The sequence below is a fragment of the Bacillus sp. AFS029533 genome (genome assembly GCF_002585125.1).
GTDB lineage: Bacteria > Bacillota > Bacilli > Bacillales > Bacillaceae_G > Gottfriedia > Gottfriedia luciferensis_B.
Genome location: NZ_NUQC01000004.1, coordinates 174,613 through 200,147, shown reverse-complemented (window position 1 = coordinate 200,147; position 25,535 = coordinate 174,613). Strand labels below are relative to the sequence as shown.

Here is a 25,535-nt window from a genome sequence, read left to right as displayed (position 1 = left end):
ATCATATAGAAGTTAGATGTCAGACAAGGATTAACCTTGTAAATCTTTTGAACTAAATGATCCAGGAAGTAATTCCTTAACTGTTGTTTCAGCGATGTCACCTTTTAAGTTAGTTAAGTATACTTTTGTATTTTCATCACTAAATTCTGCGATAACTTGTCTACATGCACCACATGGTGAAATTGGGCCTTCAGTATCCCCTACTATTGCGATTGATTCGATCTTTGCTGATCCGTTACCCGCAGCTACCGCACTAAATATAGCAGTTCTTTCTGCACAATTTGTTAGTCCATAAGAAGCATTTTCAACGTTACATCCTGTGTAGACTGTTTGGTTATTCAATAAAATTGCTGCACCTACTTTAAACTTTGAGTAAGGAGCGTATGCGTTTTCACGAGCCTTTAAAGCTTCGTTGATTAATGATTGTGTATTCATATTTATCACCCTTTAACGAATTGTTAGGTAATTCTTGATTAAAGTGTGTGAGTTTTGTCTTCGCTTTACCATATTACCAACGTAAGAGCTAAAGAGCAATAACTCACTCACTTTTTTTTATTTTAAAATTATTTTGAAATTAATAAGCTGTGTTTGCTTCTTCACCTTGAACGAGTTTAACACCTGAACTTGTTCCGATACGGTTTGCACCAGCAGCTACTACATTTTCTACATCTTTTAAGTTACGAACACCGCCAGAAGCTTTAACGCCTACGTTTTCTCCAACAGTTTTACGCATTAATGCAACGTCTTCTGCTGTTGCTCCACCAGTTGAGAATCCTGTTGATGTTTTTACAAAGTCAGCACCAGCTTTAACTGATAATTCACACGCTCTAACTTTTTCTTCGTCAGTTAAAAGACAAGTCTCAATTATTACTTTTACTAAAGCTTTGCCTTTAGCAGCTTCAACAACTGCACGTACATCTCTTTCAACTAATTCGTCATTTTTTTCTTTTAATGCAGAAATATTGATAACCATATCAACTTCCTCGGCACCATTTTCAATTGCGTTTGTCGTTTCAAATGCTTTTACTTCAGGAGTGTTTGCTCCTAGAGGGAAACCAATTACCGTACAAACCTTTACAGAAGAATCCTTTAATAATTCACTTGCATAAGAAACCCAAGTAGGATTGATACAAACTGATGCAAAGCTAAATTCTTTTGCTTCCTCAGCTAGTTTTGCAATTTCTTCTCTTTTTGCGTCAGCTCGTAATAATGTGTGGTCTACTAATTTTGCGTAATTCATATATAGTCGCTCCCTTAATGGTTTTAGTATAAAAAAATGTTTATTTACTAAGTTACTTTGAATATGTCTATACTATAACATCGCTATGAAATTTTGTAAAACACTAATTGAACTTATGTTCAAGGATAATTTTACCTATTAAATAGAAGAGAGGTTGTCTCATAAGTCAGATTAACTGACACAAAAGACACCTCTTTTTTAATTGTAAAAATATCCAATTTCAAGGGTCACTACTATTTTTTAAAAGCTGACTAGTAGGGAACATGACATAGAAAAAGAACAAATTCTTTTAGTTACTTAATCTCTCCCTTGCTTATTCCTGTTCTAGCAATCTTTTTGCAGTAAATTGATCGGTTATTAGTATGTTTGCATATTTACCCATTAAAGCACCGTGAATAGCGTTTATTTTTCTTTCTCCACCAGCAACTAAAATTGACTTTTCTTTACTTCTTAGCTCATCTAACTCAATTCCAATCGTACGTCGATCAAGAAGTTCAGAATAAATATTTCCTTCTTTATCAAAAAAGCGTGAGCAAATGTCTCCTACGGCATATGTTTGTAAATCCGTCTCTTCCTTCTCGTTTAAGTAGCCAACTTTAAATAACAGGGCATCTTTTTTAACAGTTCCTACGGTAAAAATTGCGACATTAGATTGTTTTCCCAAAGCGATTAGTCGACCAATATGGCGATCTTCCTCGACCATTTGTTTTACTTGTGGATTATCAAATATAACCGGTAGTGGTAAATATCTTGGAACGGTGTTAAATGCTTCGGCAAACAAATTTACCGTTTCAGATGCATAAGTATTCGTTTTAGAGTAACTTACTCCACCGTTTAGCTGTATTACTTCTACACCCTTTACTTGTTTATTGCTTAACTTCGTTGCAATATGATACATCGTTGTTCCCCAAGTTACCCCTACAACGTCACCATCATGGACTAAATCTACTAACACATCCGCAGCTTTTTTAGTAATTGTTTGCAAAACTTCATTGTAGTCATCAATAGGTGAATAGCAAACTTCAACAGATTGTAAATTATATTTCTTCTTCAACTCTCGGGCTAAATCTTGATTTCCTTCTAGGGGGTCAATAATTTCAATGCGTACATATCCCAATTCCTTAGCTTGTTGAAGTAATCTAGATACAGTTGGACGAGAGATTCCTAATTGTGTCGCTATCTCTTGTTGACTAAAGTCAGAATCATAGTATAGTCTTGCTGCATCTATTATTAACCTTTGTTTTTCAAGTGACATTCCCTAATCCCCTTTAACTTGCCAATCCTTAATTCACGTTCAAATTTTTAATTATTATACCCCTTTTAAATAAAAAAAGCTCTCCTATGCTAGGAAAGCTTTAAAAATGTAATTACTTTGTACCGAATAAACGATCTCCAGCGTCACCAAGACCAGGAACAATATAACCATGATCGTTTAATTTTTCATCAAGGGCAGCTATGTAAATATCAACATCTGGGTGTGCTTTTTGTAAAACTTCAACACCTTCTGGAGCTGCAATTAAGCACATAAACTTAATATTTTTAGCACCTCGTGTTTTTAAAGAGTTAATCGCTTCAACTGCTGATCCACCTGTCGCAAGCATTGGATCAATTACAATGAAGTCACGCTCTTCTACATCCGTAGGAAGTTTAACATAATATTCAACCGGTTTTAATGTTTCTGGATCGCGGTATAATCCAACATGTCCAACTTTAGCTGCTGGGACTAATTGAAGGAAGCCATCAACCATCCCTAAACCTGCACGTAAAATTGGTACAATGCCTAATTTTTTACCAGCAATAACTTTCGACTTTGCAATTGCTACTGGCGTTTCGATTTCCACTTCTTGTAGTGGTAGATCGCGTGTGATTTCAAATGCCATTAAACCTGCAACCTCATCAACTAGTGCACGAAATTCTTTTGTTCCAGTGTCTTTTTTACGAATTAAAGAAACTTTATGCTGAATTAACGGATGATCAAAAACGTATACTTTACTCACTTTTATCGCTCCTTGCAAATACTTAGTAATTTATTATTCTTAAAAAGAATACCGAAAGCGGTTAAATAATTCAAGCCACATCATACAATCACTTTGAATAAATTTAGATCTTTTTACATACAAAGCTCCATATTTCCTTTTTTTACTAATCTAATTGCTATTTTGACCCATTTTGATTAGAAAAACTCCTCTTCTTCATTATTATAAGTCAGAGAAGTTTTTCTCTTACACACCAAAGAGAGAACCAATTGGTTCCCTCTTTGGTGGTATAGTTAAGATGCTTTACTGAAATTATTGTCTGATCCTTTTGGAGTGAAAAAAGTTTTTCTATTAGTAAACTTGCTAATATAATGATCTAATCCGATACGTCCTGCATTTGAACCAGCAATGATTATAAAGATTCCTAATAAGACCATTTGTGGATTCGTGCTAGTTGTACCACTAAACATAAATGCGAAGTTCATCATTAAACCAAAGAACATTGCTGTTTTTGTAAAACATCCAAGAATAAGTCCAAGTCCGATTGCGAATTCTCCAATAGGTACTAAAAAGTTAAATAAATCGATGTTTGGTATTGCAAAGTTTGTAAGGAAGTCAGCCCACCAGCCCTGAACTGCTGGATGTTCACCTGAGGCACTTTTAACTGCAAATCCTAAAAATCCTGAAGCATCGAATCCGCCAGCTGATAACTTACCCCAACCTGCATGGATCCACTCATAACCTAAATAAAGACGAATAATAATTAAGAAACCAGATGCAATTTTATTAGTTCTTAAAAAATTAATAAACATAATTTTTTGCCTCCGTTTGGATAATTTTTAATTGCTGTTTACATGAATTATTGTACTCTATTTCAAATAGCAAATGTGAAGTTATTCACAAGTTTATATGAACTTTTTGTGAATTTAATCACAAACTTTTTATAAAAATAAAGCTATCTTTAGTATTACTGCACCTTCAATGTTGAAAATACAGTTCTAAAGATAGCTTACTTTATACTTTATTTATTATAACGTAGGATATAATTCGTATTTGCTTGATAAAGCATTAACTCGATTACGAGATGCTTCTAGTACTTCTTGATTTTCGTGGTTTTTTAATGTTTCAGCAATAATTGATGCAATTTCATCCATATCTTCTAAAGTAAATCCTCTTGAAGTTACAGCAGCAGTACCGATACGGATACCACTTGTTACAAACGGACTTGCTGGATCAAATGGAATTGTATTTTTGTTACATGTAATACCAACTTCATCTAATACATGCTCAGCAACTTTACCAGTTAATTCCAATGAACGTACGTCAATTAAAATTAAGTGATTATCTGTGCCACCAGATACTAAATTTAAGCCGTGAGATTTTAAAGCTTCTGCTAAACGAGCAGCGTTATCGATGATCGCTTGTGCATACTTTTTAAAATCTTCTTGTAATGCTTCTCCAAATGCTACAGCTTTTGCTGCAATTACGTGCATTAATGGTCCACCTTGAATTCCAGGGAAGATTGATTTATCAATCGCTTTTGCAAATTCTTCTTTACATAAAATCATACCACCACGTGGTCCACGTAATGTTTTATGAGTAGTTGTTGTAACAAAATCAGCATATGGAACTGGATTCTGATGAAGGCCTGTTGCGACTAAACCAGCGATATGTGCCATATCAACCATTAAGTAAGCTCCAACTTCATCTGCAATTTCTCTGAATTTTTTAAAGTCAATTGCTCTTGGATAAGCACTTGCACCAGCTACAATTAATTTAGGCTTATGTGCTTTAGCCTTTTCTAGTACATCTTCATAGTTGATAACTTGAGTTTCTGGATCTACTCCATACTCAACGAAGTTATATTGTACCCCACTGAAGTTTACTGGACTTCCGTGAGTTAAATGACCGCCATGTGATAAATTCATACCTAATACTGTATCACCATGTTTTAAAATAGTGAAATAAACTGCCATATTCGCTTGAGCACCTGAATGAGGTTGAACATTTACGTGTTCTGCTCCGAAAATTTCTTTTGCACGGTCTCTTGCAATGTTCTCTGTGATATCTACATATTCACATCCGCCATAGTATCGTTTACTTGGATATCCTTCAGCATATTTATTTGTTAATACTGAACCTTGGGCTTCCATTACTGCTTCGCTAACAAAGTTTTCAGAAGCAATTAACTCGATTTTAGTACGTTGTCTACCTAACTCTAACTGTATTGCCTCATACAATGATGGATCTTGCTTTTTTAAATTTTCCACAGTTATATCCCCCTTTTTATAAAACACGAACATTACTAGTATAAATTTACTATATTATTCGATAAAACGACCGAATTCCTTTCTATTTTACCATGTTTTGCATTAAAAATGAAAGATATATCTTTCAAAAAACCAACATTTAACTATTCTATTATAATAAAAAGCGCTTTATTTCACGTCTTCATCTATTGAGTAAACTGCACGTGCTCCACCAATCAACTTTGGACGAGTCTTTGCCGCCGTTATATGAGCTTGTCCAACTTGTTTAATACTTGTTCTTAAAGGAACTGCTACGTGCTTTAAATGCATACCGATTAAAGTATCTCCAATATCAATTCCTGCATCCGCTTTAATGTGTTCAACAATTACAGCATCATCTATATGTCTAAATGCGTATGAAGCAAGTGCTCCTCCTGCGGTACGAACTGGTATCACAGTTACCTCGTCGAGTTGTAAACTTTTTGCCGTCTTTCTTTGAACAACTATTGCTCTATTCAAATGTTCACAGCATTGAAATGCTAATTGTACTCCTGTTTCATCTTGAAATGCCTTAATCTCATTAAATAAAACTTCCGCTACTTCTATTGTTCCTGAAGTTCCAATTCTTTGCCCACTAACCTCACTAGTGCTACATCCAATTACTAAAACATGGTCACTTGTAAAACTTACATGATCATTTAGCTCGTTTAATAATGTTTTTATTTGCCCGGCTACTAACTTTAACTCTTCATTCATTTATTTTGCTCCTTTCGTAGAATAATTCACTAAATTCTATTACTCATTATTAAAAAAGCCGATAATCTTCACATTATGTTTTGGATTAACGGCTTCTTGTTTAAGTTTTATAATTGATGATTTTTTTCGTAGTCTTTAATTTTGTTTACTCGATTTTCATGTCGACCGCCTTCAAACTCAGTCGTTAACCATATTTTTGCAATATCTCTTGCCAAACCAGGTCCGATTACTCGTTCCCCCATAGCTAGAATATTCGTATCATTATGTTCACGAGTTGCTTTTGCACTGAAAGTATCATGTACTAATGCACATCGAATTCCTTCAACTTTATTTGCGGCAATTGACATACCAATTCCTGTCCCACAAATTAATATTCCACGGTCTACTTCTCCATTTGCAACTTTTTGTGCAACTGGGAATGCATAGTCTGGGTAGTCTACAGATGTACCACACTCACAACCATAATCTTCGTATTCAATACCCATTTCATCCATTAAATTCATGATTTCTTGACGAATATTTAATCCACCATGATCAGATGCTATTGCTACTTTCATTAGATAACCCCCGTATTGATCTCTTTGATTGAATTTTCTTCTGTATTGAATTAACTTCAATTTCTATCTTACACTATTATGTTCAGATTTAGGGCATCTAATTAACATCCAATCACTGTTTAAATTAATATTCGTTCGGTTTCTGTACAATCTGTTTTACCAACTCTTCTAATTCCGTCAAAGTATTTTCATAAGTTGTTAATGACCCTCCATACGGGTCAGAAATATCTTTAGCTTGACCGTTTATATATTCATAAAACGTAAAGATTCTATCCTTATATTGAGGAAACCTAGAAACTAACATTTGTTTATGGCTCAATGTCATTGATAAGACTTTCGAAGACCATTCTAAAAGATTTTCATTTATTTGCTGCGAGGAATGCTTTGTTTCGATCCCTTTATTTTTTAGTGCCAATATTGCATTTTGAGAGGCAGGGTCGCCTGACATAGCAAATACTCCAGCAGACTTGACCTGATAGAGCTCATTCCCATGATGTCTTAATAGCGCTTCTGCCATTGGGCTTCTACATGTATTTCCGGTACAAACAAATAATATATTTTCCATCTTAATACCTCACCCTCATTTATCTGAACGTTTTATTTAATCTATTTTACTAAAAAGTAAAAGGATGGGGCAATTGTCTCCAATTTTCTCCATCCTTAGCTCTTATTCACCATATGTATCTTTTAAGAAAAAAATAATAGTTTTATACCGAAAATCAATAAGAATGAACCACCTAATAGTTCTCCAAATTTACCGAGTTCCTGTTCTACTCTTCTTCCTAAAAGTAATCCTGCCCAAGTTAAAATCGTACTAATAATACCAAATAGTAAAATGGTTAGCCATGTTTTAGCACCGAATGTTCCTAAGCTAATTCCAACTGAAAAGCTGTCCACACTTACACTAAATGCAAAAAGAAGTAAACCTACTCCTGTTGGTGAATATTTATTTTCTTCTTTACCAAATAAAGTTGAATAAATCATGTGAAAGCCTATTCCCATTAATAATAATCCGCCGAGTAATACAGCAAATCGTCCTAGATTTTCGGATAACTCATATCCAATGATCATTCCTAGTAAGGGCATTATTACATGAAATAGTCCGATTACAATGCCAATATGAATGATCTGTTTAAATTTTAGTTGGATAACGCCCATTCCTAACCCTACTGAGAATGCATCTAAACCTAGCGCAGATCCCATAATACTTAATGTAATTAGTTCATTGATTAACGAGCTACTCATGCTTTCCCCCCTAGGACTTGCTATTAAAAGATATGCACGTCCTACAAATCATATGAGGGAAATTAATATAATTTTTCAGACTGTTGACAAACGCTCGCTTTCTTCGTTACTTCGCCTGTCTGAAAATAAAGTTTTTGGGCTTTGTTTATAGACGAAAACAATAGTAGCCCGTTCTATTCCTGTATAACCGAATGTCCACAAGCTTTCCACAGACGATTCATAATGGCAATTCCAATACCTTCATAAGGGAAAGTTTCGCAATAAATGATATCAACGTGTTCTTCATTAAATTGACGTATACAATCATATAATGCTGCTGCTACCGTTGATAAGTCACTACGTTTTCCACATGTAAGAACAACATCTGCATCATATTTCGTTGCATTTTCTTCCGTTGTTAATATCCCTACTCTTTTTCCTTCTGTTTTGGAATTGTGTATAAGTTTGTGCATAAACTCAATACTTCCATTTACAAGATGCATTTGAGCATCTGGTGCATAATGTTTATATTTCATCCCCGGTGATTTTGGTGCTTCATTCTCCTTCATTGTTGCTGGATCTACTTCCACTGTAGGAATTATTTCTTTGATCATTTCTGGTGTAATACTACCTGGTCTTAATATTGTAAAAATATCTTGGGAACAGTCAATAACTGTTGATTCCAATCCGACTCCTGTACTACCACCATCTACAATACCTACAATTTGTCCATTTAAATCTTCAAATACATGCTTAGCAGACGTTGGACTAGGTTTGCCTGAAGTATTTGCACTTGGTGCTGCTATTGGCAAATTACAAGCTTCAATTAACGCTAAAGCAACTGGATGATCAGGCATTCTTATTCCAACAGTGGATAACCCTGCCGTTACATATTTTGAAACATGTTTTTTACTTTTTAAAATTAACGTTAATGGTCCTGGCCAAAAAGCATCCATGAGTTTTTTTGCATTTAACGGAATTTCTTCAACTAGATGATCTAACTGTTCTTCGTTGGCAATATGTACAATAAGGGGATTATCACTTGGTCTACCTTTTGCTTGGAAGATTCGTTGAACCGCTTCATCCGAAAGAGCATTTGCCCCTAATCCATAAACAGTTTCTGTTGGAAAAGCGACAACTTGTCCTAACTGTAAATTTTTTGCTGCATCCACAATCTGTGGGTAAACTTCTTCTTTATTCACAGGATTATCCACATACCATATTTTCGTTTCCATACGTAGCACCTCTCTCTAGAGTGAATAATAGTGTATATTTTACAAATTTAGACATTATCCAAAGAATGAAAAGCAAGTTTTATCCACAAATTGTGGACAAAACTTGCTAATTTGTGGATAACTTTGTGTATAGTTCTTTTTGATAAACTAATACTTCTTCATTCGTAATAGTAGTTTGGTAATGCTTCATTTCTTTAATACTGTTTGAAACATTTTCCTGTTCGACTTGCCCAAAACCTAGTAAAAGGAATAAGTCTTGAACTACATGCTGCCTTGTTAATAAATATACTTTACTAATCATTTCATCTTTTAGTTTTTCAAGAACACTTTGTAAAAAGAGTACCATATGATGTGAGTAAATGGTAGGTGCAACTACTAGTGATCTTAATAACGCTTCTTCTCCATCTTGTTCATATCCTATTACAGCTTGTGCTTTCCCAAACTCATCTTCCATTATGAAAAAAGCTTCTTGTTGCTCCTCAAGTCCGTTTGTAGATAACCCTGCTTGTCCTAAGAATGAAAAAATTGTTTCAAAATCATCCTGAATCGCTGAACGTATTTTCATAAAAAAACCTCCCTAGTATGCTTGTAATACTTTATGCACATAGGGAGATTGCTAGAACTAAAATAATTGCTTTAACATTTGTACAAAGAAGCTCTCTACCTTAATATCTTCTTTTGGTTCATCACCAGGTAGAGTGGAAGCTACAACCGCATCTTCACTGCTCTTGACATCAGCATCATCCTGTAAAGATGATTCATTGTTTTGTTTTGTTGTAGCAATAGAATCAACATCACTTAAACGTAATGCTTCTTGTTGTTTAAACTCATTTTTTGCTTCATTTTTTGGTTCACTTTTTGGTTCACTTTCGATTTTTGTTTCATGATCAACCCTTTGTTGCGATTGTAGTGACTCTTTACTTAAAGTTGCATCACCGTTTGAAAAATCTAGGAAACATAATGGTGGGAACAATACGCACCACCAGTTTGCCCCTTGACCTGCACCAAGTTTAATTAAAACCGCTTCGTAATCACCAGCAGGATATAAGAAACTACCATATAATTTTGTAGGGAATTTAACTTTTTTAGAGTAAGTAATTGTAAATGGTTGATTTGAGCCTTCTTCTTTAATAACACGTGCAACCGTTTTTTGTAAGTCTGGAATATGACTTTTAATAACCTTTTGTCCTTCTTCAAAAGTTGTTAAATCTTTTACCCAAGTATTAATTTGAGCATTAACTTCATCTCGAACTTTACGTTTAAGAGCTTGATCTTCACTAGAATCGCTATTTGCTAGAATTCGTAGTCGTACAGCTTTCTTAGGAATTACGACCATCTCATTACCTTTTGCATTTGTATCTCGAAGTGGCATTAACACTGATGAACTAATCAATAATATGATAAATAAAGAAATAATTTTATATGTTATTTTTGTTTTATTTTTAGTTTTCATTCTCTCCACCATCCCTCTAGGAACAGTGTAGACAATTTGATTATTTCTTAAACACTAGTATTCTATTTTTTTTAATAGATTCTTTATTAGATTAGATAGTAAACGATGATTTCCAGTTCAGGCTACCCGTTTTTTAGTTGTGCAGTTGTTGAGCTACTCATAGATAAAAAGGTTATCCTAACTGTTCCATTAACTATCAATTGAAAAAGAAAGTGTGAATTAAAACCAGGAAAAACCTTAAAAAGCTTTGTTTATTTCCTAGATTTTTTTAATTCTTTTTTCTTTAACAGTTTATCTGCTCTTTAATATATTTCATATACAACGAAACAATATCTATATCTGATACTGTATATAATGTTCTACTTCCTACTACGTCTTCAATTTCATTTAGAATCAGTTGATTGTTTGCATCGAACATAAAATCAATTCCTACGAAGTCGAAATCAAAGTGATCTACTATTTTCTGAATTAGTTCTTTTTCATTTTGGGAAAGCTCGTAAAGCACTGCGCCTCCACCTAGTGAAAAATTCGCTCGAAAGTCTTTTTCTGAATATCTTAAAACAGCTGCAATAATTTCTTTACCGATAATGAAAACTCTTAAGTCTTTACCTAACTGCTCTGCAACGTTTTGAATTAATAGTTCATCGAAATTTGAGTTCTGTACTATCTCCAGTAACTCTTCTTGATTATTTATAAAATATACTTCACTTCCGCCTCTTCCTGTGCAATTTTTAAGTACACAAGGGAAATGGACTGTATCTAGAGATTTTATAATTGTACTTTTTTTATAATAAAATGTGTCCAGCATTGGAATACCTAGACTAGAAAGCTTCTGGTGTGTTAGAAACTTGTGATTGGCCATTGTTGAAATCGCCTGGTTATTAAATGTTCTGATTCCCATTTCTTCAAAGTGGGAAGATAATATTTGTGATATAGTCCTCATGATTACAAAAGCCGGTTTGTTTAATTCTTTACCTTGATAGTAAAGTATATTAACACCGTTTCGAGTACCTATTACAATATCATCTGTATAAAGTAACTTTAACTCAAATCCATTTTCCAATGCTCCGCTTACTAGCCAGTCGATATACGTTCTGTTTCTTTCTGCATCTGCTTCGGAATAGATTAACCAACCAATCATACGTTTTTCTCCAAGTCCCAGGTAATATAATCAATAATATATTTCGTTGTATCCACGTCTGTACATAGATAAATATTTTTGAAATGTGCGTTTGAGTTAACTTCACATATATATGTTTTTCCATCTTCTCCAAATAATAAGTCAATCCCTGCAAAATCTGCTCCTACTATTTCAGAGCATTTAAGTGCTAAGTTGATTTGGTCTTCTGTCGGCTCATACTTATACATTTTTCCACCGTTTGTAACATTTGCCCGAAAATCTGATTCTGATTTTCTTAACACTGCTGTTACTACTTGTTTACCTACTACTTGGATACGAATATCAGTCCCTCTACTTGATTCTATAAACTCTTGATAAATATGCGGTTTGTGCTTTAGTTCGTCTACCTTCTTAAAAAAGTCTTCTCTATTCTCAACTAAATAAACTTGTCTACCGAATGAACCGAATGACTCTTTTATTATTAAAGGAAAACCTAATTCCTGTATAACTTCATCGTAAAAATCATAATTTGTTAAATCACAATTAGGGAATAATAGCGGAGCCGTAATTGTTTTTGGCATAGGTATATTAAAGTTAGATAATGCTTGAAAAGTTAAAGCCTTATCATCACAGACTTCTATCGTTCTCGCAGAATTATATAGTTTTAGCCCCATATTTTCTAAATGCCTTGCTAAATGAACATCCTTGTCCCAAAAAATTACAAAATCAGGTTTCTCATTCGCGAATTTCCCTTTTAAAATTGCTTGACCCTTTTCAATTACTGGGATTAGTTCATAATGTTTAACTAAGGAAACATCTATTCCTTTTGCGATTGCTGTATCTTGTAACCATTCGAAAAGTTCAGTAAATTTTGTAGCTGTAATATGACCATTAAATACAATCCAACCTTTAAACTTTTTCATTCTAACTATCTTCTTTCGTAATGTTTTTGTTTTTTCTTGATTGAAATTTTCCTCATCTTTTACAACTTTAACACAAAAAAAAGAATCGTAATACATGGACTTTTTCTAGTCAATATCATTACGATTCACTATTTAAATTAGCCATTTACCATATAAACCATACGGTCTTTGCCATTTATATCGAAAACAACTTCAACATTTGAATTCGGATAAGCTTTCCTTAAAATGTCTGCAACCTGTTCACCTTGATTGACACCTACTTCAAATGCAACCAATGATTTTTCTTTTAATACTTTAGGTAAGTCATTTGCAAAACGGCGGTAAAATTCTAAACCATCTTCGCCGCCTACTAAAGCACGGTATGGTTCATGATCCTTAACTACTTCATCTAAACCCAACCAATCCTCATGCGGAATATACGGCGGATTTGATACAACAATATCAACTTTCTTGTTTTCTTCAATAAAGTAATTCAGTAAATCATTGTGAATAAAGTGGACATTTACCTGTAACTCTTGCGCATTTCGTTTAGCGACTTGGATAGATTCTTCTGCAATATCGACTGTATGAACTGTTAATTGTTTATTTTCAAGCGCAAGTGAGATTGCAATCGCCCCACTACCTGTACCAACATCTACTAGTTCAAGTTGTTCTGTATTTTTCCAATGCTTTTGAATACGATGCAATACACCTTCCACTAACTCCTCTGTTTCTGGTCTCGGAATTAGTACTTCTTCATTAACGAAGAACTTTCGGCCATAAAAGTATTCATATCCTATTAAATACTGGATTGGTTGGCCCTTAACGTGCTTGTGAATCAGTTCTTGAAACTGCATCCAATCATTCTCTTCTAAATCTTCTCTCATATTTAGCAATAATTCTGTTCGATTGTAGTCCAAAAGATGTTTTAATACAATTTCACCCACATTTTCATCACGACCATGTTCTTGTAAAAAAGAAGAAGCCCATTTTAGGGCTTCATATATTTTTGTTGTCATTATTGACTTTGTTCCATGCGTTTTGCTTGATCATCCATAATTAACGCATTAATAATTTCGTCGATTTTACCTTCAACGATTTGATCAAGCTTTTGAATTGTTAATCCAATTCGGTGGTCAGTTACACGGTTTTGTGGGTAGTTATAAGTACGGATACGTTCAGAACGGTCACCTGTACCTACAGCTTGCTTACGATTTTGATCGTATTCTGCTTGTACTTCTCTTTGGAATTTATCATAAACCCTAGCGCGAAGAACCTTCATCGCTTTTTCTTTATTCTTAATTTGTGATTTTTCATCCTGACATGATACAACAGTATTTGTTGGAATATGAGTTAAACGCACTGCAGACATCGTTGTATTTACTGATTGACCACCAGGACCACTTGAAGCAAATGTATCTACACGAATATCTTTTTCATGAATTTCAATTTCAACTTCTTCAGCTTCTGGTAAAACTGCTACTGTTGCAGTTGAAGTATGAATTCGTCCACCTGATTCTGTTTCAGGAACACGTTGAACACGGTGTGCACCATTTTCAAATTTTAGTTTTGAATATGCACCTTTACCATTTATCATAAAGATAACCTCTTTAAAGCCACCTAGCTCTGTATAGTTACCTTCAATGATTTCTGTTTTCCATCCGTTAACCTCAGCAAAACGGCTGTACATACGATATAACGTAGCAGCAAATAATGCAGCTTCGTCTCCGCCCGCAGCACCACGAATCTCAACGATAACGTTTTTATCATCGTTAGGATCTTTAGGAATTAAAAGGATTTTTAAACGTTCTTCTAGATCCTTTGATTCGTTTTCTAAATCATTTAATTCTTCTTTAACCATTTCGCGCATATCAGCATCAAGCTTCTCTTCAAGCATAGCTTTTGCATCTTTAATTTGCTCTTTAACTGATTTGTATTGACGGTATACATCAACCGTTTCTTGTATGTCTGATTGTTCTTTTGAGTATTCACGTAACTTTTTTGAATCGTTTATAATTTCCGGGTCACTAAGTAAATCGTTTAATCTATCATAGCGATCCTCTACAGCTTGTAATCGATCAAACATAATTTTCACCTCGACATTTTCGTCTTAAATATATATCGAAAAAAGCGATTCTAAATCGCTTCTTTAATTCTAAATTCTAAGGTAAAAGCGCGTATAACACTTTATCCACAATTATTATTCTTCAGTTCTGCAAGCTAGCTCTTCGATCATATCTCAGTCAGAGCTGGGCGAGCTTTCTCCACATTTCTTAGTATATGGTCTTAATAGCTAATTTTCAACCTACAGTAAAATTAATCGTTCTGACTTTGAAGTGCTGGTTGAATTGTTTTCGTTGGTACTTCGTGACAGTGACGACATCTTGGTTCGTATGATTCAGATGCTCCTACTAAAATAATAGGGTCTTCAAATAAAGCTGGTTTACCATTTATTAATCTTTGTGTTCTACTTGCAGGTGATCCGCATGAAGCGCAAACTGCATTTAATTTCGTTACATGTTCTGCAATTGATAATATTTCAGGTACTTTACCAAATGGTAAGCCTCTAAAATCCTGGTCTAAACCTGCACAAATCACACGTTTCCCAGAGTTAGCAAGTTGTTGAACTACCATAACTATTTCTTCGTCAAAGAATTGAATCTCGTCAATTGCAACTACTTCAACTTCTTCTGTAACGTATTGAAGTATATGTGATGAGTGTGTTACTGCATAAGCAGGTACTTTCATACCTGTGTGAGACACGACTTCTACTTCACTGTATCGATTATCAATTGATGGCTTGAATGTAACACAGCTTTGCTTAGCAAACTGCGTACGACGAACACGGCGAATTAGTTCCTCTGATTTTCCAGAAAACATACTTCCGCAAATCATTTCAATCCAACCATTTTTTTTCATCATAAAGAACATTATGTGTCTCACCTTTCTATATCAGTACAAAGACTATTTTATTATTTATTTTAAACGCTGGTTAATTCAGCACTATTTATAATTCGTGTAAGTATCTTGAGTATTTATATAAAAATTCACTAAATTGAATTAGACTTATATGTTATTTGACTATAAATGCGTAAAAAAAGCAGGCAAAGTAGCAATAACTCGCCTGCTTTTCATCAATATTACTTAAGGCCGTATTTTTTGTTGAAACGTTCAACACGTCCTGCAGCGTTAGCAAATTTCTGACGTCCAGTGTAGAATGGGTGAGAATCAGAAGAAACCTCAACTTTGATTAGAGGGTAAGTTTCGCCATCTTCCCATTCGATTGTTTCGTTAGAATATTTTGTTGATCCGCTTAAGAATTTGAAACCAGTGTTAATATCCATAAACACTACTTTCTTGTAATTAGGATGAATATTCGCTTTCATGTTTTTCATCTCCTTCCGCCCTGAAATCCTTGAAATCAGAGTTATAAGAAACCATGTGTATACCACATAGTTTACATTTCACATACAAATGAAATTATAGCAACTAACCCGGGAGAATGCAACCCACTATTTCTCTTTCAGATTGCTTATATCTTCCATCTATTTATTAGATACAGGCGTTTTTCTACTTTCTTCAGTCATCGTATTGAAGAAATCTTCATTTGTTTTCGTTTGACGAAGCATTCTGAAATAACGTTCAACAAAGTCTGGGATATCCGACATAGTTTTTCGCATTAACCATAGCTTGTCCAGATGATCTTTTGGTATTAATAGATCTTCTTTACGTGTTCCAGAACGACGAATGTCAATTGCTGGGAAGATACGACGTTCAGCTAATGAACGATCTAAGTGAAGCTCCATATTACCAGTACCTTTGAACTCCTCATAAATAACATCATCCATACGTGAGCCAGTGTCGATTAGAGCTGTTGCTAAAATCGTTAAACTTCCACCTTCTTCGATATTACGTGCAGCACCAAAGAATCTTTTTGGTCTATGGAATGCAGCAGGATCAATACCACCTGATAACGTACGACCACTTGGTGGAATAACTAAATTATACGCACGAGCAAGCCTAGTAATACTATCCATCAAAATAATTACATCTTTCTTGTGCTCTACTAGTCTCATAGCGCGCTCTAATACTAGTTCAGCAACCTTAATATGACTATCAGGAGTTTCGTCGAAAGTCGAACTTACAACATCTCCTTTTACAGAACGTTCAATGTCCGTTACCTCTTCTGGTCGCTCATCAATTAGTAATACAATTAGTTCAGCTTCTGGGTGATTTGTCGTGATGCTATTTGCAATTTCTTTTAATAACTCTGTCTTACCGGCTTTTGGAGGGGCAACAATTAAACCACGTTGACCAAATCCTACTGGGGAGATCATATCAATAATTCTTGTAGAAAACTTAGCAGGAGATGTTTCAAGCTTCATTTGTCTATTTGGATATAATGCAGTTAATCCCGGGAAGTGAACTCGTTCTTTAGCATTCTCAGGATCATCTCCATTGACTGCTTCTACTTGAAGTAGACCAAAGTATCTTTCATTTTCTTTAGGTGGACGTACTTTTCCAGAAACCTTATCACCATTTCGCATATCAAAACGACGAATTTGAGATGCAGAAATATAAATATCTTCTGAACTAGGTGAATAATTAATTGGACGTAAGAATCCATATCCTTCTGATGGGATAATTTCTAGTACACCTTCCATGAACATTAATCCATCTTTTTCCGCTTGCGCTTTAAGGATTGCAAAAATAAGTTCTTTTTTCGTTAATTTGCTGTAATACGAAATTTTCATTACCTTCGCGTGTTCATACAAATCTTTTAATTTCATGTTTTCTAATGCAGAGATTGTTAAACTCATATAACACCACTCTTTACTTTTATTCGTTCAAATTAGGGTTTTCTTAATTCGGAAGGTTATTTAGAAGGTTTTTTGAAGGAAACTTACATAAAGTATTACTCTTTAGTGTAACCTTTTCCCCTAAAAATATTCTAAGTAATTAGAATTAATAGGTTTACTATCTATTGAGATTATAATTCGAAAGAGTTTTTTATGCCAACTATTTTTCGACTAAACTATTTAATGACTCTTCCCCTTGGTAAATAAAGGAAAGAGTCATTATTTTACTAAATTAATATCTAGGTCCCGATTTCATTAACAAAGAATTTTGATTCATTATTAACCCTCATCAAAACCAAGCTTTTTTACGGATTGATTATTTTATAACTAGGTTTGGTTTTTTGTTTAGGCTGTGACGTCCATCTACAAAACGAACAGTTCCTGATTTAGCACGCATAACTAATGATTGCGTAGAACCTACATTCCCTTTGTATTGTACACCTTTTAGTAATTCTCCATCAGTTACACCAGTAGCAGCAAAAATTGCATCGTCACCCTTAACTAAATCGTCCATATATAATATACGGTTTGGATCTTCTATACCCATGCGTTTGCAACGTTCGATCTCTTCTTCATTTTGAGGTAATAACTTCCCTTGAAGTTCTCCACCTAAGCATTTTAAAGCAACTGCAGCGATAACTCCTTCTGGCGCTCCACCGCTTCCAAATAAAATATCAACACCTGTGTGATCAAAAGCTGTGTTAATTGCACCCGCAACATCACCATCGTTGATCAGTTTAATTCGAGCACCTGCTGAGCGAATTTCTTCAATTAATTTCGCATGGCGTTCTCTATTTAATACTGTTGCAACAACTTCATTAATATTTTTTCCTTTTGCTTTTGCTACAGCTGTTAAGTTATCAAGAACAGATGCATTGATATCAACTTTACCAACCGCTTCAGGTCCTACTGCAAGTTTCTCCATGTACATATCAGGAGCATGCAATAAATTGCCATGGTCAGCAATTGCAATAACTGCTAAAGCATTCCATCCACCAGATGCCACGATATTTGTACCTTCAAGTGGGTCAACTGCTACGTCCACTCTTGGACCATATCCATTCCCAAGTTTTTCACCGATATAAAGCATTGGAGCCTCGTCCATTTCCCCTTCTCCAATTACAACTGTTCCCTTCATAGGAATCGTATCAAATACGTCACGCATTGCTGTTGTAGCAGCATCATCTGCTTCATCCTTTTTACCTAAACCCATCCATTTTGCAGATGCTAGTGCTGCTGCCTCAGTAACACGTACTAACTCCATTGATAAACTTCTTTCCATTCCAAACTCCCCCTTTGATGTAAATGAAAACTATCTAATTATGTTATGAGTATGTAAACACCCAATTTTACGCATTTTTTAATTGTTCAACTTCTTGCTTGGTTAGCTGAACACGCCAAACATTAGCTCCTAATCCTAAAAGCTTTTCAACTAAATCCTCATATCCTCTGTCAACGTGCTCTAATCCAGTTAGTTCTGTTTTACCTTCTGCAATCAAGCCTGCTATAACTAAAGCTGCTCCAGCACGTAAATCACTTGCTTTTACACGGCCGCCTTGTAACTGTGAAGGGCCGGAAATAATAGCCGTACTACCTTCGACTTTAATCGTTGCACTCATTCTTCTAAGCTCATCAATATGCTTAAATCTTGCACCATATATTGTATCAGTAATAACGGCTGTCCCATTTGCTTTCGTTAACAGCACAGAAAACGGCTGCTGTAGGTCAGTTGGAAACCCTGGATAAACTAAAGTTTTGATATCTACTGATTTTAGTTCTTTATTTGATCCTGAAACGATAATTTGATCGTCATTTGTATCAATATCTATATTCATTTCTCTCATTTTCGCAATAAGTGATTCCAAATGGTGTGGAATAACATTATCAACAATAACCTTGTCCCCTTCTTGCACAGTTGCAGCAGCTAATATTGTATAAGTTCCTGCTTCAATGCGATCAGGGATAATTGTATGTGTGCAGCCAGATAGTGATTCTACTCCATCAATTCGAATTACATCAGTACCAGCACCTTTAATTTTAGCACCCATACTTGTTAATAAAGTAGCTACATCGACAATCTCAGGCTCTTTTGCAGCGTTTTCAATAACAGTTCTACCATTTGCTAAAACCGCTGCTAACATGATATTAATCGTTGCACCAACACTTACTACATCTAAGTATATACGTGCACCTTTTAGTTCTTCTGCCCTTAAATAAATTGCACCTTGCTCATTTGTTACTTTTGCACCTAATGCTTCAAAACCTTTTATATGTTGATCAATAGGTCTTGGTCCAAGATAACAGCCTCCTGGTAAGCCTATAACCGCTTGCTTAAATCTACCTAACATTGCACCCATTAAATAATAAGACGCTCGCAATTTTTTTACCTTCCCACTTGGAAGTGGCATTGCAACCATATTTGTTGGATCAATCATTATTTTTTCATCAGATACTTCTACTTGTCCACCTATTTCCTCTAAAAGGTCACATAGTGTTTTAACATCTGAAATAGAAGGAACTCCTTCAAGTGTTACAGGTGAGCTTGCTAAGATAGTTGCTGGGATTAAAGCCACTGCACTATTTTTGGCACCGCTAACACGAATTGTCCCTTTTAAAGGTATACCGCCTTCTAATACAAGCTTTTCCATAGTATACTCCCTTCTAAATGAGCAGAAGAAAATAGTAGAGAAGTATAGTTTTTAAACTTCTCAACTGTCGAATAGTTTCTACCTATTTTCTCCAAAATTCTACTTCTCTAATCTTAGTTTATACGAGAGCTACAGTCTAATGTAAAGACTTTTGCTTCGGTTTTGTTATTTACAATATCTTGAAATTCAATAAAAATTGAGTAAAACCTTTAAATGAATTTTGATTAGCTAATAAAGTAGAAATAGATATTTGGTAAATTCTTAAACTAGACCTAAACTAATTCTAATCATTATTATCTTATATCTTCAAGTCTAAATGAAAAAACAGTTAATTTTATTGCTAAAAATGGCTTTGTTAAACAAGAAAACCGTCTAAACATAATTTAGACGGCTTTAATTTATTATAATATATCATATTTTAAGCTAAAAAACTTAAAATATTATGCTTTGTTGCTAGTACCGAACTCACGGATTTTGCCAGCCACTGTTGCGATAATTGCTTCGCGACCTGGTCCAAGAACTTTACGTGGATCGTATTGTTTTTGATCATTTGCAACAAATTCACGAACAGCTTTATTGAAAGCAATTTGGTTCTCAGTGTTTACGTTAATTTTTGCAGTTCCACGAGCGATTGCTTTTTGAATTTGTTCAGTTGGGATTCCAGTTCCACCGTGTAAAACTAATGGTACGTTCGTCTCGTTACCGATTTGTTCCATTTCGTCGAAACCTAATTTCGGTTCACCTTTGTATGGTCCATGAACAGAACCTAAAGCTGGAGCTAAGCAATCAATGCCAGTACGCTCAACTAGTTCTTTACACTCTGCTGGGTCAGCATAAATAATGTCTCCAACAACATGATCTTCTTGTCCACCAACAGTTCCTAATTCAGCTTCTACAGATACACCATGAGAGTGAGCGTAGTCTACAACTTTTTTAGTTGTTTCAACGTTTTGCTCAAATGGATCGTGAGAAGCATCAATCATAACTGAAGTAAATCCAGCGTCGATTGCAGCTTTACATGCTTCAAAGCTTGAACCGTGATCAAGATGAATTGCTACAGGTACAGTAATTTTTAAATCAATTAATAAACCTTCTACCATCTTTACAACAGTATTAAATCCACCCATGTATTTAGCTGCACCTTCAGAAACACCAAGAATTACAGGTGATTGTTCTTTTTCAGCTGCAGTAAGAATAGCAAAAGTCCACTCTAAGTTATTAATATTGTATTGACCAACAGCGTATTTACCTTCTTTTGCTTTATTAAGCATTTCAGTCATAGATACTAAAGGCATTTTAAGCCCTCCTTATATACTCTTTTATGAAAATTAATCTGCACCCATAATTTTACTAACAAGAATATAATGCTACAAAGTGTTCTTTATTATGTAAATTATAAGGTATTTATATCACAACATAAGAATACAAAAAATGAAATGAAAACACAACAAATATCATCTAATGTTCGTATTATCGTAACATTTTAGACAATTAAACATTGTTTCTAACGGTTTTATCGGCTATTTCCGAAAACGCTTTCAGTTAATGGGTAAAAATAAAAGCAGATGGTCCGCTACCCCATCTGCTATTTTACTGCTGAGATTGTGGTTGTGAAGTATGTTCTCTAACAACCTTTTTAATTTCATCAATATCAAATGGTTTTGGAAAATATTGTAGTGCTCCTAATTTTTTAGCTTCTTCAATAATATCGAGTTCACCATAAGCCGTCATCAAAATAACTTTAATATCTTTATTAATTTCTTTGATTCGCTTTAGAATCTCCACTCCGTCCATACCTGGTATTTTCATATCAAGAATAACTAAGTCGGGACAATCCTTCACTACAATATCAATTGCTTGAAAACCATTAGCTGCCTGAAATACCTCATAGCCTTCTTTTTTGAAAATTTCGTGTAAAAGCAAACGAATTCCGTACTGATCGTCTACTATAAGTAATTTACTTCCCAAAAATAGTACCACCTTTCTAAACCAGATAACCTTGCTTAAAAAAATACAAATTCCCCTAAATTTTTACATTCTACTTAAAAACCTTTTTTCCTGCATTAGTTTGAAAAATTTACAAAAAATTACTTTTTTAATTTTTTTGTATCTATCTAAATTACAGTATAATGGTTAGACCATACTTTTATAAGAGGGAGTATTATTTAATGTTAAAAATTTTTTCGACACAATTGAATGGGGTTTTTCAAAAAATAGTTAAACAAGAGGAAGTATTTGAAGATGCTTCACGCTTCCTAGCACAGGCAGTTATAGGTGAAGGATGCGTTTATGTACATGGCACAAAAGAATTTGCTGGTATTGTTTCAGAAATAACTGATGGAGCAGAACAAAACGACTCAATTAAACCTTTGTTGATTAACGGCGAAATCCAGTCATTATCCCCAGTAGATCGAGTACTTTTATTTACAAGACAGACGGACGATCAAGAAGCTATTCTTCTTGCTAATAAACTATTAGAATCAAACGTTGGATTAGTAATCGTCTCTACTACGATCAATGGTGAAGACCATTTATCAGAACTAGCTGATGTATTTATTAACTATGAATTAACAAGAAAGCTTGTTCCAACTGACGAGGGAGACCGAATCTGTTTACCTACCCTACTTACAGGATTATTTATTTATCACTGCCTACTACTTACAATGAGTGAAATCCTATCAGATTTCGACTGAAAAACAATTCTAAAATAACAAAAACACCCAACAGGATTTNNAAATCCTGTTGGGTGTTTTTTATTTTCTTATCCTCGGTTTTGTAGTGATGCTCCTACAAAATCTCTGAATAATGGTTGTGGTCTATTTGGACGAGAAATAAACTCTGGGTGGAATTGTGAAGCTACAAACCATGGATGATTTGGCAACTCAATAATTTCTACTAAACGACCATCAGGGCTAGTACCTGAGAAGATAAATCCTTCTTGTTCCATTTGTTGACGGTATTCATTATTGAACTCATAACGATGACGGTGACGTTCGTAAACAACTTCTTCCCCGTAAGCTTCGTATGCTTTTGAACCTTCAACTAATTTACATGGATATAAACCTAAACGTAATGTACCACCTAAATCTTCTACATCTTTTTGTTCAGGTAATAAATCGATAATTGGATAGTTAGTAGTAGGATCAATTTCTGCTGAGTGAGCACCTTTCAAGCCTAAAACATTTCTAGCAAATTCAATTGACGCAATTTGCATACCTAGACAAATTCCTAAGAATGGTACGTTATTTTCACGAGCAAATTGTGCAGTTAAGATTTTGCCTTCTACACCACGGTCTCCGAATCCACCTGGTACAAGAATTCCATCTACATTGCTTAAAAGTTCGTTTACATTAGCTGATGTAACTTCTTCTGCATTAATCCATTTAATTTCAATTTCACTATCAAAAGCATATCCTGCGTGCTTTAATGCCTCTGCTACTGAAATATAAGCATCTTGTAATTCTACATATTTACCAACAAGAGCGATTTTTGTTGATTTAGTTAAGTTTTTAACTTTGTCTACTAAAGAAATCCACTCTGTCATATCTGCTTCATTTGTTTGTAGTTTTAAATGATTACATGCGATACTATCTAATCCTTGTGCTTGTAAAGCTAATGGGATTTCGTAAAGAGTATCTGCATCTACACATTCGATCACATCTTTAGCATCTACATCACAGAATTGAGCAATTTTATCTTTCATTTCTTGTGGTACAGATGTTTCTGAACGTAATACGATCACATTTGGTTGAATACCAATGCTACGAAGTTCTTTTACACTGTGTTGGGTTGGTTTAGTTTTTAACTCACCAGCAGCTTTAATATAAGGTAGAAGTGTACAGTGAACATACATTACGTTGTCACGGCCTACATCACCTTTAATTTGACGAATAGCTTCGATAAAAGGTAATGACTCGATATCACCAACTGTTCCACCGATCTCAGTGATAACAACATCTGCATTTGTTTCGCGACCAGCACGGAAAACTTTATCCTTAATCTCATTTGTAATGTGTGGGATAACTTGTACAGTTCCTCCTAAGTAATCTCCACGACGTTCTTTTTGTAATACCGTAGAATAAACTTTACCACATGTTACATTGTTGAATTTAGTAACGTTAATATCAACAAATCTTTCATAATGACCTAAGTCTAAGTCTGTTTCTGCACCGTCATCTGTTACGAAAACTTCACCATGTTGGTATGGACTCATTGTTCCTGGATCTAAGTTAATGTAAGGATCGAACTTTTGAATTGTTACATTTAATCCTCTATTTTTTAGTAGTCGTCCTAAAGATGCTGCAACAATCCCTTTACCAAGAGAAGAAACTACGCCACCTGTTACAAAAATATACTTTGTCATAATTGAGCCCCTTTCATTTTTAGCATTCGTATTTTATTTTTCCTTACAAGAAATTACAAAGCTAATCCTTTATAAAAAATTATTTAATAACATTTTGTATGCATGCTTTATTGTCATCCAAAATTGGGTTTTTTCATGCAAATTTTTAACATTTGAATCGAAAGCAAACATTTCATTTATTGTTTTATTACATTAAGTATTTGTAAAAAAACAAAGACGCCCCCTATTTAAAATAGGGAGCGTCAAAATATATTTCGTTCTTTTTAAAGAGCCCAATAAGAATTCTACTCATTCAGTACTTAAAAGTCAAGAACTTATCGTTCTTCTTCCTCTTCAAATTCATCTAATTCTTCTTCTTCTTCATCTTCTAGCTCTAAATCTTCATCATCTATTTCAAGATCTTCATCATCTTCATCGATTTCTTCGTCATCAAACTCATCAGTTTCATCATCATCAACTAGATCTTCATCTAACTCGTCTAATTCAAGTTCTTCCTCTTCAAAATCATCTTCTTCAGATGCGTCATAATCTTCGAACTCATCTTCTTCTTCTAATTGTTTACGTTTCTTCTTAGGTTTTGCAACAGGTAATACTTCTTCTTCTGCTTGATCGTATGGATACCAAGCACGTAATCCCCAGCGATTTTCACCTAAACATACGAAACGGCCATCAATATTTAATTCTGTATAAAATTGAGGAAGTTTTTCTAATAGTGCCTCTCTAGTTACACCTAAAACTGTTGCCATTTGGTCAACTAAATCGTAAAAAGAAATAGGTTCCTTTGTTTCAGAAAAAAGTTCATATGCTAATTCAATAAGCGATAATTCTTTTAATTGCTCTTCCGAGTATTGCTTTAAACTCAAGGTAAGCACTCCTTTAAAAATAATATTTTCACCATAATTTAATAACATTATGTATAAATTTTACTAGTTAGCTATAAAATACATATCTTT

General features: G+C 34.4%; 27 protein-coding genes. 1 reads left to right on the top strand and 26 read right to left on the bottom strand.

Features of this window, described 5'->3' with window-relative positions:
* Window positions 1-30 precede the first annotated feature (30 nt).
* The 24 genes from COE53_RS02550 to COE53_RS02435 all read right to left on the bottom strand — a co-directional run bounded on the left by COE53_RS02550 (window position 31) and on the right by COE53_RS02435 (window position 22,187).
* The gene (locus COE53_RS02550) at window positions 31-435 is read right to left on the bottom strand and encodes a cytidine deaminase (RefSeq protein WP_069033737.1); all 405 of its coding nucleotides are present in this window, start codon (window positions 433-435) and stop codon (window positions 31-33) included.
* Between the two features lie 139 nt (window positions 436-574).
* Window positions 575-1,240: a deoxyribose-phosphate aldolase gene (gene deoC, locus COE53_RS02545; protein WP_025568590.1), complete on the bottom strand. Its 666-nt coding sequence runs from the start codon at window positions 1,238-1,240 to the stop codon at window positions 575-577.
* A 313-nt stretch (window positions 1,241-1,553) separates the two neighbouring features.
* Window positions 1,554-2,495: a DNA-binding transcriptional repressor DeoR gene (locus COE53_RS02540; protein ID WP_025568589.1), complete on the bottom strand. Its 942-nt coding sequence runs from the start codon at window positions 2,493-2,495 to the stop codon at window positions 1,554-1,556.
* A gap of 112 nt (window positions 2,496-2,607) precedes the next feature.
* On the bottom strand, window positions 2,608-3,237 hold the full coding sequence (gene upp, locus COE53_RS02535) for a uracil phosphoribosyltransferase (RefSeq protein ID WP_025568588.1): 630 nt from the start codon (window positions 3,235-3,237) through the stop codon (window positions 2,608-2,610).
* A 272-nt stretch (window positions 3,238-3,509) separates the two neighbouring features.
* The gene (locus tag COE53_RS02530) at window positions 3,510-4,028 is read right to left on the bottom strand and encodes a DoxX family protein (RefSeq protein ID WP_025568587.1); all 519 of its coding nucleotides are present in this window, start codon (window positions 4,026-4,028) and stop codon (window positions 3,510-3,512) included.
* Window positions 4,029-4,244: 216 nt separating this feature from the next.
* Complete coding sequence (gene glyA, locus COE53_RS02525; RefSeq protein ID WP_142350389.1) at window positions 4,245-5,486, bottom strand: serine hydroxymethyltransferase; 1,242 nt, start codon at window positions 5,484-5,486, stop codon at window positions 4,245-4,247.
* 168 nt (window positions 5,487-5,654) lie between these two features.
* The gene (locus COE53_RS02520; RefSeq protein WP_025568585.1) at window positions 5,655-6,221 is read right to left on the bottom strand and encodes a TIGR01440 family protein; all 567 of its coding nucleotides are present in this window, start codon (window positions 6,219-6,221) and stop codon (window positions 5,655-5,657) included.
* 107 nt (window positions 6,222-6,328) lie between these two features.
* A complete protein-coding gene (gene rpiB / locus COE53_RS02515; protein ID WP_025568584.1) occupies window positions 6,329-6,778 on the bottom strand; it encodes a ribose 5-phosphate isomerase B in 450 nt (149 codons plus the stop codon).
* Between the two features lie 124 nt (window positions 6,779-6,902).
* Window positions 6,903-7,343 carry a low molecular weight protein arginine phosphatase gene (locus tag COE53_RS02510; protein WP_025568583.1) on the bottom strand — a complete coding sequence of 147 codons (441 nt, stop codon included), beginning with the start codon at window positions 7,341-7,343 and terminating at the stop codon, window positions 6,903-6,905.
* Window positions 7,344-7,465: 122 nt separating this feature from the next.
* A complete protein-coding gene (locus COE53_RS02505) occupies window positions 7,466-8,023 on the bottom strand; it encodes a manganese efflux pump MntP (protein ID WP_029715294.1) in 558 nt (185 codons plus the stop codon).
* Window positions 8,024-8,196: 173 nt separating this feature from the next.
* Window positions 8,197-9,237, bottom strand: a complete 1,041-nt coding sequence (locus COE53_RS02500; RefSeq protein WP_069033731.1) for an L-threonylcarbamoyladenylate synthase — start codon at window positions 9,235-9,237, stop codon at window positions 8,197-8,199.
* Between the two features lie 106 nt (window positions 9,238-9,343).
* Window positions 9,344-9,802: a GNAT family N-acetyltransferase gene (locus tag COE53_RS02495; RefSeq protein WP_025569174.1), complete on the bottom strand. Its 459-nt coding sequence runs from the start codon at window positions 9,800-9,802 to the stop codon at window positions 9,344-9,346.
* A 57-nt stretch (window positions 9,803-9,859) separates the two neighbouring features.
* Window positions 9,860-10,690, bottom strand: a complete 831-nt coding sequence (spoIIR, locus tag COE53_RS02490; protein ID WP_091024578.1) for a stage II sporulation protein R — start codon at window positions 10,688-10,690, stop codon at window positions 9,860-9,862.
* Window positions 10,691-10,973: 283 nt separating this feature from the next.
* Window positions 10,974-11,831, bottom strand: coding sequence for an ATP-grasp domain-containing protein (locus COE53_RS02485; protein WP_091024576.1), 858 nt, complete (start codon window positions 11,829-11,831; stop codon window positions 10,974-10,976).
* Window positions 11,828-12,733: an ATP-grasp domain-containing protein gene (locus COE53_RS02480; protein WP_025569178.1), complete on the bottom strand. Its 906-nt coding sequence runs from the start codon at window positions 12,731-12,733 to the stop codon at window positions 11,828-11,830. Before COE53_RS02480 ends, COE53_RS02485 begins: the two co-directional genes overlap by 4 nt.
* Before the next feature lie 137 nt (window positions 12,734-12,870).
* Window positions 12,871-13,731: a peptide chain release factor N(5)-glutamine methyltransferase gene (gene prmC / locus COE53_RS02475; RefSeq protein WP_091024574.1), complete on the bottom strand. Its 861-nt coding sequence runs from the start codon at window positions 13,729-13,731 to the stop codon at window positions 12,871-12,873.
* Window positions 13,731-14,798 (bottom strand): peptide chain release factor 1, encoded by a 1,068-nt coding sequence (gene prfA, locus COE53_RS02470; protein WP_025671037.1) that lies wholly within the window; start codon window positions 14,796-14,798, stop codon window positions 13,731-13,733. Before prfA ends, prmC begins: the two co-directional genes overlap by 1 nt.
* Before the next feature lie 230 nt (window positions 14,799-15,028).
* A complete protein-coding gene (locus tag COE53_RS02465; protein WP_091024570.1) occupies window positions 15,029-15,643 on the bottom strand; it encodes a thymidine kinase in 615 nt (204 codons plus the stop codon).
* Window positions 15,644-15,852: 209 nt separating this feature from the next.
* The gene (locus tag COE53_RS02460; protein ID WP_025671035.1) at window positions 15,853-16,098 is read right to left on the bottom strand and encodes a type B 50S ribosomal protein L31; all 246 of its coding nucleotides are present in this window, start codon (window positions 16,096-16,098) and stop codon (window positions 15,853-15,855) included.
* Between the two features lie 159 nt (window positions 16,099-16,257).
* Window positions 16,258-17,532: a transcription termination factor Rho gene (gene rho, locus COE53_RS02455; RefSeq protein ID WP_069033725.1), complete on the bottom strand. Its 1,275-nt coding sequence runs from the start codon at window positions 17,530-17,532 to the stop codon at window positions 16,258-16,260.
* 355 nt (window positions 17,533-17,887) lie between these two features.
* The gene (gene glpX, locus COE53_RS02450; protein ID WP_069033724.1) at window positions 17,888-18,853 is read right to left on the bottom strand and encodes a class II fructose-bisphosphatase; all 966 of its coding nucleotides are present in this window, start codon (window positions 18,851-18,853) and stop codon (window positions 17,888-17,890) included.
* A 67-nt stretch (window positions 18,854-18,920) separates the two neighbouring features.
* On the bottom strand, window positions 18,921-20,219 hold the full coding sequence (locus COE53_RS02445) for a UDP-N-acetylglucosamine 1-carboxyvinyltransferase (protein ID WP_091024568.1): 1,299 nt from the start codon (window positions 20,217-20,219) through the stop codon (window positions 18,921-18,923).
* 440 nt (window positions 20,220-20,659) lie between these two features.
* Window positions 20,660-21,514 (bottom strand): class II fructose-bisphosphate aldolase, encoded by an 855-nt coding sequence (locus COE53_RS02440; RefSeq protein ID WP_069033722.1) that lies wholly within the window; start codon window positions 21,512-21,514, stop codon window positions 20,660-20,662.
* Between the two features lie 295 nt (window positions 21,515-21,809).
* On the bottom strand, window positions 21,810-22,187 hold the full coding sequence (locus tag COE53_RS02435; RefSeq protein ID WP_025671030.1) for a response regulator: 378 nt from the start codon (window positions 22,185-22,187) through the stop codon (window positions 21,810-21,812).
* 200 nt (window positions 22,188-22,387) lie between these two features.
* On the opposite strand from COE53_RS02435, the gene COE53_RS02430 reads away from it, so the two are divergent.
* A complete protein-coding gene (locus COE53_RS02430) occupies window positions 22,388-22,912 on the top strand; it encodes a DUF2529 family protein (protein WP_175495665.1) in 525 nt (174 codons plus the stop codon).
* Between the two features lie 68 nt (window positions 22,913-22,980).
* Here the strand turns inward: COE53_RS02430 and COE53_RS02425 are convergent, their stop codons facing one another.
* Together COE53_RS02425 and rpoE are read right to left on the bottom strand one after the other, a co-directional pair.
* Entirely contained in the window at window positions 22,981-24,582 is a 1,602-nt protein-coding gene (locus tag COE53_RS02425) for a CTP synthase (RefSeq protein WP_069033720.1), read from the bottom strand.
* A 314-nt stretch (window positions 24,583-24,896) separates the two neighbouring features.
* Window positions 24,897-25,445 (bottom strand): DNA-directed RNA polymerase subunit delta, encoded by a 549-nt coding sequence (rpoE, locus tag COE53_RS02420; RefSeq protein WP_069033719.1) that lies wholly within the window; start codon window positions 25,443-25,445, stop codon window positions 24,897-24,899.
* Window positions 25,446-25,535: the final 90 nt, after the last annotated feature.